This is a genomic window from Sphingomonas sp., from assembly GCF_965200105.1.
GTDB lineage: Bacteria > Pseudomonadota > Alphaproteobacteria > Sphingomonadales > Sphingomonadaceae > Solisphingomonas.
In genome coordinates, this window is the sequence record NZ_CBDATN010000003.1 from 228,063 (window position 1) to 240,478 (window position 12,416).

The following is a 12,416-nucleotide window of genomic DNA, read 5'->3' on the forward strand; positions in this document are numbered from 1 at the left end:
GGTTGGCGCTTCATCTGTCCTACTCCACCTTGTCATGCGGGGCGGTCTCTCCGCCCGTGATCGTATCGCCCGCGTGGTTGCTGTTGAGCGGCGTGCGCGGATCGTCCGACCAGCTCTCGCCGAGCGCGGCGAGCCCAAACCATGCGGTGCGGATCTCGTCGACGCTCATGATCGAAGCGGTGCGCGCCAGCACCGCGTTCCGCCACTGCGTCGCGGCGTCGCCGCGCAGCATGCTGTCTAGGTTGAACTTGGCGCGGACCCGCTCGGCGCGCAGGTCGGGCGGCAGCAGCCGCACCGTGATCGCCTGCTCGATGCGCCTGGTGAGCGGGCGCACCGCCCAGTTGACGAAGCTCCGCGTGTCCTGCTCGTTGTTGCCTGCGTTGCCGCCGTCGTCGCCGATCATCGAGCGCGGGATGCGCCAGTAGCGCGCCATCTCCAGCGTGCGCTGCTTGATCAGCTCGGCGGTCTGGGCGTCGACGTTGTTGGTTGCGGCGGGCAGGTACTTCAGGCCCTGCTCCAGCACCGGTGTTCCGCCATGCTCCCAGCGCTTCACGCCGACCTTCAGGCGCTCGATCGCTTCCAGCGAGAGCTTCTGTTCGGTCGAGAGCAGACCCGACAGCCGCCGTCCGTTGCGGAAGAAGGCGCGCGCGCCGACCTCGAGCGCGAGCTGGAAGTCGATCGATCCCTTCGCCTGCTTCCACGGCGTCAGCGGCCGGAGGCCGCCGTCGGCGATGCCGGTGAACCAGAACAGCTCCTGCGGGAGCAGGCGGCGCGCACCGTGGTCGGACGCATAGTCCACCACGAGGCTGCGCTCGCCCCACTGCGAGGTCGTGCGCGTCGGATCGAGCGCCCAGATCTCGATGCCGTCGACACCCACCGTCGGTTCCGCAAAGGCTTCGCCGCGCAGCACGGCGGCGTATGCCATCGCCGCCCAGAACTCGGCGCCGGTCTGGAGGTGGTTCGGCTCGTAGGCCAGGGTCTGGGCAAGCGGGAAATCGGTGCGCGGCTTCGTGTCGTCGCGGAACTCCAGCCCGAGGCTGCCGATGGCCTCGGCGATGATCGACACGCAGAAGAACACCGCCGCCACGCGTGCCGCCGTCTCGGGCGTGTTCGCCTCGGTCGGGAGCGACCCGATCAGCGTCGACCAGGTGTCATCACCGAAAAAGCGACCGTCGGTCACATTGGACGGAGCGGGCCGGCCGGTAATCGGCGCGGCCGCCATGATCCCTCGCGCCGACGAGAAGCGATAGGTCGCCTCGCGCCGGTAGTCTTCGGGCGTCGGCATCAGACGATCACCATCGGACGTTCGTCGTAGACGCTGCCGCCGGACGCCTCCGGGTTGCCGCTCATCAGCTTCACTGCGTTGAACAGCGCGACGAGCGGGTCGATCTTCGCCTTGCCGGCAACCTGCTTGGTGATGACCACGGCGTTACCCCGCTGCTCAGCCTTGGCGTTGCCGACGCACCAGTTCATCAGCGCCTGGTCCGCGTGGACGAGCGTGCCGTCCTTGAGCTTGCGTTCCGCGCCCCAAACCGCCGGGGACAGGCGGAAGCCCTGCGTCACCGCCACCATCTGCTTCTCGGTGAAGCCGCGCCCCGCCAGCTCGTCGACCAGCGCGGCGATCCCCGCCGGATCGAGCCCGATCGCGAACTCCTCCGGGAACAGGCCAGCGTCCTTCACCCGCTCCAGCAGGTCCGCCACGCCGATCAGGTCGGCCGTCGGATCGTCGCACTTCGTCAACTGCCCGGCGCGACGGAAGTCGTCGAGCCGGCTGACGATGTCCTTCCGGCGTTCGAAGACGTCCAGCTGCGCCCAGGCATGGCACCATGCCAGCCACCGCTTCGTCGTCCGGCAGCGTCCGAGCAGGGCCAGGCCAAGCAAGTCGTCGAGGCCGCCGCCGTCGATCCCGGCCACAACCACCTCGGAGCGGTCAATCAGCGTGTCGAGCGTCAGCGCCTTGTCGGTCGCCTGCTCCCAGTAGAGGCCGCCGGCCCAGGCATCGTGCCGCAGGCCGATGCCGATCTCAACGTTCAGGTGCTTGGCGTAGAAGACGGCCTTGGTGCCGTCCTCGGCGTTCTCGACCTTGCGGAACTCGGTTTCCAGCCACTTCTGGCTGACCGATACGCCGAGGTTCGGGTTGGTGATGTAGAAGTTGGCCGGGTCGAGGTGCTCGCCGGCGGCGAGCATCTCCTCGGGGAATTCGTACAGGACGGGCAGGAACTCGGCATCCGCGATGACGCCGTCCCGCACGTCGCGCGCGTAGGTGAGCTTGTCCTTGAAGACGCCCGCCGGCGGCTTGTCCGACTGCGTCGTGAGGAAGACGTTGTAGCCTTCGGCGCGCGACACCTGTCCGCCGGTCGCCTCGCCCAGCATGGCGTCGGCGTGCGCCATCTCGCCGAAGAGCCACAGCTCATCGACCAGCACGCGGCTGCCCTTCTTGCCCGCCACCGTCCGCGCATCGGCGGCTACCACCTTCAGCACCGCCTTGGTCGTTCGGTGCGTGATGAGCCGCAGGTGATCCTGGACGTGGAGGAGCTTGGACAGGGCGGAATCGACCCGCACCATCGCCGCCGCCGCCTTGAAGCTGTTGCCGGCGACTTCGATCGTCGGCGCCAGGATCAGGTTCTCGTCATACTCCCGCCAGCCGCAGATCAGCTCGGTGAGCATCAGCCCGGCCGCGATCGTCGACTTCGTGTTCTTCTTCGACACCAGGAGCAGCGCGTTCCTGATGAGCTGGTCGCCGGTGTCGGCGTCGTAGGCACCGAACAGCGCGGCCGCGAAATCGAGGATCCACGGTTCGCAGGCCTCGCCGATCGTCGGGCGGCCGGGAATATCGGCGATGCGCAGCGCGGTGAATACCGTCATCTTCGCGTCGGCCGAGCCGGGGAACAGCGGCGAAAAGGGGATCAGCGAACGGCGTTCCCGAATGCGCTCCTTCCAGTCCGGGCACGCCGTCGTCCAGATCGGCGCCAACTACTTCACCACGCCGAGGCGCGGCGGCCCGAGCGGTCGGAAGCGCGCGGCCATCTCGTCCGCCTCCGCCTGCTCCGCTGCCTTCTTGCCCTGCGGTGCGGCCGCTTCGTTCAGCGTCTTCAGCGCCAGCGCGAGCGTTTTCAGCGTGTTCGCGCGGCCGGGCAGGCTGACCGCTCGCATCATCGCGTCGCGCCGGGCGTCATCCTCGTCATCGTCCGTGGCCGCGACGATCATGTCCTCCAGCTCGCCACGTCGGCTCGTAGTCACGTCCAGCTCGTCGAGCATGCGATCGACGAGGCCGCGCCCGCCGTTGGCGATCGCGTCGGCGTCGCGCACCTCGTCCGGGTTAGTCGGCGGAGGCGGAGGCGGCTGGCGCTCAGGTTCGCGCCGGTTCGGAGTGCGAACCTTGCGAACCCACTTCCCGGCTTTCGCCCGCTTCCGAATAGCCGTGTCGCTGATCTCGTATCGGTCGGCTATTTCTCGGACCGAGTCCTCGCCTGAACAGTATTCGCGCTCGATCCGCGACCACTCCTCAGTCGTCTTGCGCGTCGCCATCGAAGAGCCTTTCGCGGCGAAAGTTCGCACCGCCGATCGTCTATCAGGAAAAAAATCTTCGCGTGGCAACGGATGCGGTCTAGGTGGCGGCGCCCTGGCAGGTTTTGACCCCGCCCCCCCTTCATCGACCGAGGCGGCGCGCCGCGTTCTCCTCGCGCTGCTTCACGCTATCGTGGCAGGGCTTGCAGAGGCACTGGAGGTTCGTCTCGTCCCAGAACAGCGCCTCGTCGCCTCGATGCGGCTCGCGGTGGTCGGCGGCGAGTTGCGACGTGTCAGGCTCGATGAGTCCGCAGATCTGGCAGGTGAACAGGTCGCGCACGAGAATGGCCCAGCGCAGCTTCTGCCACCGTGCCGTCTTGTAGCGAGCGCGCCACGGGTTCGCCTCGTCGCGCGCCCTGCTGCGTCCAGCGGCGTCCAGCGGCAGCGCGCCGAGCCGTGAGGGCAGCGAGCCTAGGCGGCGCGGAAGCGCTTGGAGCCTACCCAGTCGCCCTACCCCGCACCACCGCGCGCACCTCGCGGGCGATCCGTTCGCCCTCGGCGATCAACCGCTCACTGCGCTGGATGGAGCGCGAAGGCTCGGCGATGTCGAAGGCGAGCGCGTGCAGGTCGGATGCGAGGCGTTCGAACTGCTGCGCCTGCTGCATCGGCCCCACCTATGGCATAGCGTAGCACAGCGGCCCGCGCGCTTGGTCGCGGTATCCGGTCGGTGAGGGCGGTAAAGCTCAAGGCCAACCAGCTCTATGCTCACCTATGCTGCTAGAGCAGCGGCGCCCGATGGGGCTGCGCCAGCATTTACATCGTCTCCGATCAACAGCCAAGAGGCGATCTTCACACGGAAGGTGTCGTTGAACACCACCTCTGCATCGTTGCCAGACACGCGATCGACGACGCCATGCAGGCCGGCGAACGCGCCCTCGGTCGGGTGGACCTCAGATCCGACCTGCACTGTGTGACGCTTCGTCTTGAGCATGGCGCGACGCGCGCGGTCTTCCGCTGCCTGAAGGTGGCCGATCTCCCTGTCCGCCACCACGGGAGCGCGACCGGCGTGCTGGAAGATCGAGAACGCCGGATGCGGGTTGATCGGAAGCGCGAGCGCGCGGAGCAGGTCATGAAGATGGCTCGCGCGGACGAAGACGAAGCTAGGCACGATCGGCGCCTGCTGCTCGCGATACGCCTTTCGCCGGGGCAGTCGGTGGCGAACGGTCTGCTCGGGCGTCCAGGCTTCGATGCCCGCGCGGTTGAGCGATGCAGCCAGCGTAAGCGTCCGGCGGCTGTTCGTGCGCACGATGCACCAGCCCTCGCCGTCTCTCTCGCGCCGACGTCGGCGGACGTCCGCAAGCCGGGCGTCGCGCACATCCGGGCTGCCCTTGCTCGCATCGCCGTACCTCGTGTCAGCCTTCCCCATGATCCACCCCGCTACTGTCTTAAGCATACCTTGTTCGCTGTGTGTTCGCTATGCCGCCTGGGCGGATGCGACGGCATCGGTGCTGCCGATCGGCTTGGCGCGCCCGCGCGACAGCAGGCGCCGCCGCTCGTCCACCGCCGCTTGCGCTTCCTCGCGCGTCAGCCCGAGTTCGACGTAATCGTCGACCGTCGCTTCCGGCCGGCTGGCGGGCTCGGCTCGCGGCGCGGGCGTGACGGGCAGTCCCTGCTCCTGCAGGATCGCGGCGGCCTGCTCCGGCGTGCACACCTCCACAGGCGTCTCAACCGCCAAGGGCGCGGCCGGCGCTTCGGCCAGCATCTCCAGCTTGCGGAGCGCTTCCTGCCGTCGGCGGAGCGCCGGATCGGCCAACTTCAGGATCTCGCCTGCGGCCGGCAGGAAGCCGCGCTCCGATCGCATCACCGACTGATCGATCGCCGCGGCGAGAATGTCGGTCGGCACGTGCGCCAGCAGGCGCAGCATCTCGCCCAGCCACGCCGTCGCCTGCGCCTCGCCCTTCCGGTAGCCAGCGGCGAGCCACAGCACCGTCAGCCGGTTAGCCAGCCACCGCCGATCGCAGGCCATGCCGCTCTGCGCGCTGGCAAGCGCAGCTGGCAGGCGCTCGCGGTCGCGGTCGGTGAGCAGCGTGCGCGCTGCGGCGGCAGTCCAGCGCAGCCCGGCGCCCGGCACGTACTCGCTAGCCGTCAAGGCCGAGCCGATGCCGCGCGGCAAAGATGTCGTCGGCGGAGCCTCCACCGCGCGAGGGTCTTCCATTCTGACGAGTTCGCCCATGTTCCTGCTCGCTTATCCGGTTCAGCCATGCTTGCTCGAAGCTGATCCAGCCTCGTTCCACGATCGTGTCGACGATCCGCCCAGGCGGCCATTCGTCGTCGGCGAGCCGGGCGAGCTTGCCGCAGAGAAGCTGGTAGGCGCGCGGCGTCAGCGTCTCCCGCTTCGCCTTCCGGTGAGCGAGGAAGCCGCCCCACTGGACGAACGACACACCGGCCGGCGGCGGCATGTCGCGCCAGCGCTTCCGACCCAAGCCGTCGAGCAGCGCGGCCATCGCCAGCTGCGCCACGGCGAAGCGGACACGAGCCGGAACCGAAATCGGATCGGCCTCGTGCGCGCGCGTCCCGCCCTCATGCGGGGTGGGATTAATTTTCTTAGGGGTCTGGGGATTTCTTTTATCAAGGGAGGGGTCGGCGTCACGCACGTCACGCTCCGTCACGCACGTAACGCGTGACACGCGTGACGGCTTTTCGTCGCGATGCTTCCGCTGCCGGGCGGCGGCCAGATCGCGGACATGCTGCGCGCGACGCTCTACGACGATCTCGCGATCCATCTCGGCCTCCAGCAATCGCTCCGCGCGGCCAAGCGCCATCGCCACCTCGGCGACGAGCGCGGGCGGCGTGCCGGCTTCGATCAGGCGGGCGACGAGATCCGCGCTCACGCGAGGCGAGCCTCCGGCATCCAGGGCTGTGGCGTCACGCAATGCGGGATGTAGAGCGGGTGCTTCGGACTGCCGTTGCCGTTCACCGCAAGTGCGCGGAGGTCGGCGCCGGCACGCGATGCGAGCGCTACGGCAGCGCGATCGCGCGCGAGGTGCTGCCCATGATTGCCCCACGCACAGATCACCGGCTCGCCGTTTCGCGCGGCGCGAGTCAAGACGCCGAGCGTCACTGCATCATTATCCGGCCCTATCGGATCGATTACCCGCCTCATGTCGGCCGGCTGAGTGGCTCGAAAGGCGAAGAGGTTAATGACGCGAACGCCACCCTGCCCCCACGCTCGCGCACGAGAGACTAAGCCGGAAATGGTAGGGTCGAGCCGCTCGTGTGTCGCGGTGGAAGGATTTAACATCCAAGCCACGAGCAGCGGCGATGGCGACCAGCGCCAAGTCAGTAGATAGCGGTATGCCTCGCAATCGCTGAACGACGCGGAGCAAGTTATGCCGGAAAGATCTGTGCGAGAGAAGTGCCTCACGCGGATGCTCCGCTTGTCGGCGAAAGCTTCCGGTTCGGCGTAATGGTCGTTGCGGTGAATGACGCTATGGCGCTATCAAAGCGGAGCCGGTCGACGTTCGCGGACGAAGCCCTTTTGGAAGGAGCCTCGTGTGGAGCCGGGGAGCGTCGACCGGTCCAATTTGCAGCAGTCTTGTTGGAAGGACTGCTGGTCGAGCGTTGAAAGCGGGCATGTGCCCCGCTCGACACAACGCACAGTGGCCGCCGAGGAAGTTGTGCGCAAGTAGTGTTAATGTGTGGACAAGCCTCGGCTAACGGCTTGACTCCGTGACGAAGCCCAGATTGCCGGTGCGTCGCCCGCGGTACGGCGACGATTAGCCGATTTTGAAATGCGACGAACCGTTGAGCGCGGTATCGCTTAGGAATGGACCGGGTTGGCACTAGCCCATTCCCAGCGCGGTTTTGTACGTCTCAAGCAAAGCCTCGGCCTCGTCGCGGTCATCCTTGTTCATGCGGCGCAGGCGGATCACCGCCTTCATCGCAGTCGGATCGTACCCGCCGGACTTCGCCTCCAGAAACACGTCCCTGATGTCGTCCTGCATCCCCTTCTTCTCTTCTTCGAGACGCTCTATGCGCTCAATGAAGAGGCGAAGCTGGTCGGCGGCGACGTTGCTTTCAGCCATGTGCGGCATCCTCGTTATGTTCGGGTGCTTGGGGGGTGAGAGTCGACGACGTTGCTTGCCGGCTTCGCCGCCGTCGCCCTGCGTTGATGGCGCAAGTGCGGCAGCTTCGCCTGCCGTGTCGGTCGATCTTGAGGTTGTCGCCGGAATACCGGTGCCCATGGGGACAACTTGTCAAAGCCGCACCACGGCGGCGATTTGCGTCTGCCGACGCTCCTCGGATGGTGTTTTCTTGGTTGCTGACCTGCTCAAGGTGGTCGGGGTTGCAACAACTGCGCTGGCGACAGAGATGATCGGCCACCTTGCCGCCTTCAATGACACGGAAGCGGCCAAGGGTGATCCGATGCACGTTCTGCACCCGACCATCGATCATGCAGTTGCCGTATCCGCCGGTTCCGATGGCGCCAATCCAGAGCCAACAACCATTCGGGGAAACGAACACCTGGTCCCAGAAGCGAGTTGGGAGACATGGATGACCGAAATAGGTGTCCACGGTCATCTCCCTAATAAAGCTGCTCACGCTCGCGATCGGCGCGGGCGTGTTGGCGGTTGTTGAAGTCGGCGATGGCTCGCCGCGCGGCGCGCAGCTCGGAGCCAGGCATATCGGCTATGACCGCGCGCGCCTCGGCGGCGCTCAGGCCCTTCTGCCGGACGAGCCGCTGATACTCAGCGCGGTGCTCGGGCAGGATGTCCGCAAGGCGCGTCTGGGTGATCGCCTGCCCCGCCCGCTTGCGGATCTCGGGATCTCGGTTGCGGGCGCGGACGTCGTCGCGGCTCAAATAGTCACGGTACTGTCGGTGACCGTGCTCGACGAGCTTCGCCCGCTTCTCAGGATCGCGAAGCGCAGCCGCCTGCGCTGCTTGGATGCGCACGGCGAGCATCGCCTTTACATCGGGGCGGGCGTAGTAGGCGGCCTGCGCCGCTTGACGTTTCGCCTCGATTTCAGGTCGCGCGCGCAGGCTATGCCCGGCGCACGAGCGGCAGTGCGTTGTTGGCTTGGCCGCCTTGCACGCACCGGGCGCGCGACAGTGCTGGCGCATTGGCAACACTTCATCGGCCGCAGAAGCACCCGCTTCCGCGTCAGTCCCTACATCCATCGTTTGCTCCTCCGGGCGTCGTCAGCCCGCCAGCTCTGTCCCTGTTCGAGCGCTATCCACCGACCAACTTCAGCTGTTGCCGGCGCCTGCGATCACGCATCATGTCGACCGCGCGGCCGGCGGCATCGAGCGCGGGGCCCATCGCATCCAGCTCGCGGTCGTCGATCTTCCCGTCGTCCGACAGCGCCAGCGCGACTTGGTGCAGCAGGCCGGTGATAGCCGGCAGCGCGTCGCGATCGGTCGCGGCCGACGTCTCCGCCGGCACCAGCTTCATGCCGACGAGCGCCAGCGCGTCGTTGGCGAAGCGGCCGTCCCAGCGCTCGCACGCGCGCAGGAAGGCGACCGCGCCCATCTCGCCATCGCCCTTGGCGTAGGCCTCGGCGCGATCGCCACTCTTGCCGAGCACGACGCCGAGATCTTTGAAGGTCGCACCGTCCTCATCCTTAATCCTGGTCAGGCTCTTCCCGAGCGTGTCGAGCAGCAACGACGCGGAAACGGTGCGGTAGCGGGTGTGGATGTGCCCGTCGGTCATGGCGCATCACCCTGGCTATGGTGGGAACGATCGCTCAGGCCACAGTCGGTGCGCGTGCACGTCCGAGCATGGCCGGTGTTGGCGAGGTGGCTGCACCCGGCCGCAGGGCAGACGGCGATGAAGCGGGCGCGCTGGGGCTGTGGCAGCGTGATGGCGGCGCCGGTGAGGACATGCGGGTTGAGGGCGCCGATCATGCGGCCGCCTGCTGGGCCGTGGGGCGATACGTCGCCATAAACGTCCGGACACGTTGGATTGTCTTGCGACGCGTTTCTCGCCCTGCGCGAAGTTGTGCTACGAACATCGTGTCGTTGACGGCGTCCCGCCCGAAACGGCTCTCGCGCATCTGATGAGCAGCGCAGAACGTCTCAATGTCAGAGAGAAGGTCGTCCATGCCGAAGCTATGCGACGGACATATCCGTCGCGTCAAGTAGTTCGTGACGGATATGTCCGTAGATTGTGGCTTGAGGTTGGGGCGTGGGATACGCCCGACATGGATCTGCCGAGGTTCGATCTGTCGACGGTCGTGGCCGTTCTGCGCGAGCGGACCGGCCAAGACGGGCCGTTCTCCATGCGGGGCTTATCGAAGGCGGCGTGCCAGCACCGCGATACGGTAAGCGACATCATCGCTGGGCGAAACAGAAACCCGACCATCAGGGTACTCTCGGCGCTCGCGGAAGCGATGGGCGAGGATCTGTCGGTCTTCGGAATCGAGCTTTCCCGGCGGGCTGATGTTCCTACTGAGGCGGAGTTAGAGCAGGCGCTCCGAAGCGCGCTCCCGGATATGCCGCGAGGTTCGCCGGACAAACGCGCCCGATTTCTCGCCGAATCCGTAGCACGGCTATTGCAGCTTCCTCCATCTCGTCCAGCCAACGGCGTTGAGCAACCAAGTCAAGCGGGCGGTCGCGAAGAAGTCGCTCCTCCTCACGCAGCCACCAGCTGAGGGTGATCTGCTTGGCAGCGCATTCACGAAAGCACGGCGTGCAACCGAGGTCGCACGCCGGCTCCGTGAGCGGGGTGTTGCGAGTCGCCCGAGCCACGTTCATCGTATGTTCTCTGCAATCCAACATGTCTAGGGATTTCCCTATCGGGCGCGCAGCCGCTCGGCGATGGCTCGCAAGGGATGGCAGATGATCGAGTTCACAGCTTACCGAGGCGGCAGGGTCGCGGTGAACCCCATGCTGGTGTTCGCGATCGAGGCTGTGCCGGAGGGCGGCACGCAGATCGTGTCGGCCGCTGGCGGTGTCGTCGTCGTGAAGGAGGAGTTCGGCGAGGTGCATCGGCGGATCGGTGCCTGGGCGAAGAGCGGGTGATGCGGTTGGCTAGTCGCAATGGGGGATAAGCTGACTGGGCTCTTATCGATCGGCGCGACGATTCGTCGAGGCCTGACCCATGTCAGCGAGCTTCTTGGCATCGAGGCTATTGCAAACGCTATGGGTTGTGACGACGCCCTTCATACGGCTCTTTACGGCTATCCGGCATTTCGGGTTGATAGACGCTAGAACGTGCCACGCTGCAAAGCCCTCGCCAGGGTTGATGCCTTCACGCCGGCCTCGCCGATCTGACACTCGACCATCCGCCTGATCTCCTCCGCGCTGGTCGCCAGCGGGAACGAGAAGTGCACCAGGTCGCCGAGGTTCACGAGCGTGCCGTAGCGCAGCAGCGCCTTCGCCCGCAGCGTCTCGAAGTCGTATCCGAACCCGCGCCGGTTGATCTCGTTGATGCGGCCGTTGAGGTTCTCGACCAGCCCGTTCGTGTAGCGGGCCTCGTAGTAGTTGAAGATCGGGTTGCCCCAGTGGCGCATGAGCGTGATGACCGGTCGGAAGAACCGGCGCAGGTTCGGCGGCATCGTCTCGACCCACCGGAAGTATGCCGCCTCCGCTGCCCTTCGATCGTCTAGCTCGTACAGGTCGAAGAACTGCTCCTTGGCGGTGTACGCCGCTTTGAGGAACGGGAACTCGCCGAGGATGGCCGCCATCTTATCTTGGCGTTCATCCGACATGCCGTCCCAGCGCGAGAGGAAGATGCGGTTCTGGCGTCTCAGCTTCCGCCTGTCTTCGTTGCTCAGCGAAGCTGACAACGACTTGCGGGCCTCGTCCATCGCCTCGTTCGCGTACCTCACGACGTGGAACTTATCGATCACCACGAGGGCCTTCGGCAGGTAGCGGCTCGCCATCTTCTCGTACCCGCGCCACATGTCCTGGCAGAACACTTCGACCTTGTTGTACGCTTCGAGACGCTGGAACAGCGGCTCTATACTCGCCGTGTCGCGCTGGGGCAGCATGTCGAGGATGGTGCCCGCCTCGATGTCGGCGCAGACGAAGCGGTCACCGCCGAGGATGCGGTTCTCGTCCACACCGAACACGCGCGGCGGGGTGAACTCGTAGTCGAGAAGGCGCTTGCGCGCGTAGGTTAAGAAGATGCGCCGGACCAGCGTCGGCTCGACCGCATGGAAGGTTGCGGCATCCTCGAACGGGCGCTTGATCGCGGAGCGCACGATATCGTTCTTCAGCCGCTCCGTGATATAGTGATCGTCATCAACGTGCGGCACCTTCTGGTAGAGCGTGCTGCCGCAGCTCTGGCATTTGTACCGCTGCCGGCTGACGACCAGCCACGTCGGCGCGGGCTCGATCCGACGATCACGGTAGCGCACCTGTTTCGTGCCGTTCTTCACCAGCTTGCGGGCAAGGCAACACAGGTCAATGTCGAGGCGAGTCGGCGCGCAGTGGACCAGGACCTCCGCAAGGTCGCCCTGGTCGTCGTGGACCAGTTTCGGTCGCCCCACCTCAAAAAGAGGCAGGCGGAGCCAATTCACGTTCGTTTCGCGCGTTCCGCTAGAGCTTTGATCTCTTCGGGTGGTTCACCCCACCAAGTGAACTCGACCGTTGCGGTGAACCTAGGCGGTTCTCGCCGCCAAGGATTGTGTTCGTCAAGGTAATCGGTGGAGATTGTGTGCCCTGGGCTCTCTTGGTGAAAGGCAAACGAGGACACGAAAGCCTCGCCCTCGAAATCCCGGCGGGGCGCTGGTAGGTCGTTTTCAGCCTCGGTCATGGGTCGCTCCATGGTTGCGGTTAGAGCCGGGCGGGGTTGCCTCCCCGTTCCGGCTCGCCCTTTTATCGCGGTTAGGCAGGACCGTCCACCAACCCCAAACGCGGTAGCCTACGATGCGACGATCCTATCCGCATCAACCCCGTTTGCTGG

17 protein-coding genes are annotated in these 12,416 nt (G+C 66.1%); 3 read left to right on the forward strand and 14 right to left on the reverse strand.

Annotated elements, in window-relative coordinates; translation table 11 throughout:
• Positions 1 to 19: 19 nt before the first annotated feature.
• From ACOFKX_RS13875 to ACOFKX_RS13910, 8 genes are all read right to left on the reverse strand, one after another.
• Positions 20 to 1,285, reverse strand: coding sequence for a phage portal protein (locus tag ACOFKX_RS13875; RefSeq protein WP_419827670.1), 1,266 nt, complete (start codon positions 1,283 to 1,285; stop codon positions 20 to 22).
• Positions 1,285 to 2,973 (reverse strand): terminase large subunit, encoded by a 1,689-nt coding sequence (locus ACOFKX_RS13880; RefSeq protein WP_419827671.1) that lies wholly within the window; start codon positions 2,971 to 2,973, stop codon positions 1,285 to 1,287. The genes ACOFKX_RS13875 and ACOFKX_RS13880 overlap by 1 nt, the downstream gene beginning before the upstream one ends.
• Positions 2,974 to 3,309 carry a hypothetical protein gene (locus ACOFKX_RS13885; protein ID WP_419827672.1) on the reverse strand — a complete coding sequence of 112 codons (336 nt, stop codon included), beginning with the start codon at positions 3,307 to 3,309 and terminating at the stop codon, positions 2,974 to 2,976.
• 340 nt (positions 3,310 to 3,649) lie between these two features.
• Positions 3,650 to 3,847: an HNH endonuclease gene (locus ACOFKX_RS13890; protein ID WP_419827673.1), complete on the reverse strand. Its 198-nt coding sequence runs from the start codon at positions 3,845 to 3,847 to the stop codon at positions 3,650 to 3,652.
• A gap of 157 nt (positions 3,848 to 4,004) precedes the next feature.
• On the reverse strand, positions 4,005 to 4,172 hold the full coding sequence (locus ACOFKX_RS13895; protein WP_419827674.1) for a hypothetical protein: 168 nt from the start codon (positions 4,170 to 4,172) through the stop codon (positions 4,005 to 4,007).
• Positions 4,173 to 4,276: 104 nt separating this feature from the next.
• Positions 4,277 to 4,933: a transcription termination/antitermination NusG family protein gene (locus ACOFKX_RS13900; protein WP_419827675.1), complete on the reverse strand. Its 657-nt coding sequence runs from the start codon at positions 4,931 to 4,933 to the stop codon at positions 4,277 to 4,279.
• A gap of 48 nt (positions 4,934 to 4,981) precedes the next feature.
• Positions 4,982 to 5,656: a hypothetical protein gene (locus ACOFKX_RS13905; protein WP_419827676.1), complete on the reverse strand. Its 675-nt coding sequence runs from the start codon at positions 5,654 to 5,656 to the stop codon at positions 4,982 to 4,984.
• Positions 5,646 to 6,161, reverse strand: a complete 516-nt coding sequence (locus ACOFKX_RS13910) for a hypothetical protein (protein WP_419828304.1) — start codon at positions 6,159 to 6,161, stop codon at positions 5,646 to 5,648. Before ACOFKX_RS13910 ends, ACOFKX_RS13905 begins: the two co-directional genes overlap by 11 nt.
• A 54-nt stretch (positions 6,162 to 6,215) precedes the next feature.
• Here ACOFKX_RS13910 and ACOFKX_RS13915 point away from each other — a divergent pair, with 54 nt between their 5' ends.
• Entirely contained in the window at positions 6,216 to 6,452 is a 237-nt protein-coding gene (locus ACOFKX_RS13915) for a hypothetical protein (protein WP_419828305.1), read from the forward strand.
• On the opposite strand, the gene ACOFKX_RS13920 is transcribed toward ACOFKX_RS13915, so the two are convergent.
• From ACOFKX_RS13920 to ACOFKX_RS13940, 5 genes are all read right to left on the reverse strand, one after another.
• Positions 6,395 to 6,931 carry a DUF1643 domain-containing protein gene (locus tag ACOFKX_RS13920; protein ID WP_419827677.1) on the reverse strand — a complete coding sequence of 179 codons (537 nt, stop codon included), beginning with the start codon at positions 6,929 to 6,931 and terminating at the stop codon, positions 6,395 to 6,397. The two genes, ACOFKX_RS13915 and ACOFKX_RS13920, sit on opposite strands and share 58 nt — an antisense overlap.
• 418 nt (positions 6,932 to 7,349) lie before the next feature.
• Positions 7,350 to 7,592, reverse strand: coding sequence for a DUF2312 domain-containing protein (locus ACOFKX_RS13925; protein WP_419827678.1), 243 nt, complete (start codon positions 7,590 to 7,592; stop codon positions 7,350 to 7,352).
• Complete coding sequence (locus ACOFKX_RS13930; RefSeq protein ID WP_419827679.1) at positions 7,585 to 8,082, reverse strand: HNH endonuclease; 498 nt, start codon at positions 8,080 to 8,082, stop codon at positions 7,585 to 7,587. The genes ACOFKX_RS13925 and ACOFKX_RS13930 overlap by 8 nt, the downstream gene beginning before the upstream one ends.
• A 10-nt stretch (positions 8,083 to 8,092) precedes the next feature.
• A complete protein-coding gene (locus ACOFKX_RS13935; protein ID WP_419827680.1) occupies positions 8,093 to 8,470 on the reverse strand; it encodes a hypothetical protein in 378 nt (125 codons plus the stop codon).
• Positions 8,471 to 8,738: 268 nt separating this feature from the next.
• Positions 8,739 to 9,218, reverse strand: a complete 480-nt coding sequence (locus tag ACOFKX_RS13940) for a hypothetical protein (protein ID WP_419827681.1) — start codon at positions 9,216 to 9,218, stop codon at positions 8,739 to 8,741.
• Positions 9,219 to 9,708: 490 nt separating this feature from the next.
• Here ACOFKX_RS13940 and ACOFKX_RS13945 point away from each other — a divergent pair, with 490 nt between their 5' ends.
• Together ACOFKX_RS13945 and ACOFKX_RS13950 are read left to right on the forward strand one after the other, a co-directional pair.
• Positions 9,709 to 10,158, forward strand: a complete 450-nt coding sequence (locus tag ACOFKX_RS13945) for a helix-turn-helix domain-containing protein (protein ID WP_419827682.1) — start codon at positions 9,709 to 9,711, stop codon at positions 10,156 to 10,158.
• A gap of 187 nt (positions 10,159 to 10,345) precedes the next feature.
• The gene (locus tag ACOFKX_RS13950; protein WP_419827683.1) at positions 10,346 to 10,528 is read left to right on the forward strand and encodes a flagellar FlbD family protein; all 183 of its coding nucleotides are present in this window, start codon (positions 10,346 to 10,348) and stop codon (positions 10,526 to 10,528) included.
• A gap of 185 nt (positions 10,529 to 10,713) precedes the next feature.
• Here ACOFKX_RS13950 and ACOFKX_RS13955 read toward each other — a convergent pair whose 3' ends face one another.
• Positions 10,714 to 12,030: an ISL3 family transposase gene (locus ACOFKX_RS13955; RefSeq protein WP_419827684.1), complete on the reverse strand. Its 1,317-nt coding sequence runs from the start codon at positions 12,028 to 12,030 to the stop codon at positions 10,714 to 10,716.
• Positions 12,031 to 12,416 lie beyond the last annotated feature (386 nt).

What these genes read in the sequence shown, in the direction of transcription:
- ACOFKX_RS13875 (WP_419827670.1), bottom strand. Translation starts at nt 1,285, where the DNA reads ATGCCGACGCCCGAAGACTACCGGCGCGAGGCGACCTATCGCTTCTCG.
- ACOFKX_RS13895 (WP_419827674.1), bottom strand. Translation starts at nt 4,172, where the DNA reads ATGCAGCAGGCGCAGCAGTTCGAACGCCTCGCATCCGACCTGCACGCG.
- ACOFKX_RS13900 (WP_419827675.1), bottom strand. Translation starts at nt 4,933, where the DNA reads ATGGGGAAGGCTGACACGAGGTACGGCGATGCGAGCAAGGGCAGCCCG.
- ACOFKX_RS13915 (WP_419828305.1), top strand. Translation starts at nt 6,216, where the DNA reads ATGCTTCCGCTGCCGGGCGGCGGCCAGATCGCGGACATGCTGCGCGCG.
- ACOFKX_RS13925 (WP_419827678.1), bottom strand. Translation starts at nt 7,592, where the DNA reads ATGGCTGAAAGCAACGTCGCCGCCGACCAGCTTCGCCTCTTCATTGAG.
- ACOFKX_RS13935 (WP_419827680.1), bottom strand. Translation starts at nt 8,470, where the DNA reads ATGCTCGCCGTGCGCATCCAAGCAGCGCAGGCGGCTGCGCTTCGCGAT.
- ACOFKX_RS13940 (WP_419827681.1), bottom strand. Translation starts at nt 9,218, where the DNA reads ATGACCGACGGGCACATCCACACCCGCTACCGCACCGTTTCCGCGTCG.
- ACOFKX_RS13945 (WP_419827682.1), top strand. Translation starts at nt 9,709, where the DNA reads ATGGATCTGCCGAGGTTCGATCTGTCGACGGTCGTGGCCGTTCTGCGC.
- ACOFKX_RS13950 (WP_419827683.1), top strand. Translation starts at nt 10,346, where the DNA reads ATGATCGAGTTCACAGCTTACCGAGGCGGCAGGGTCGCGGTGAACCCC.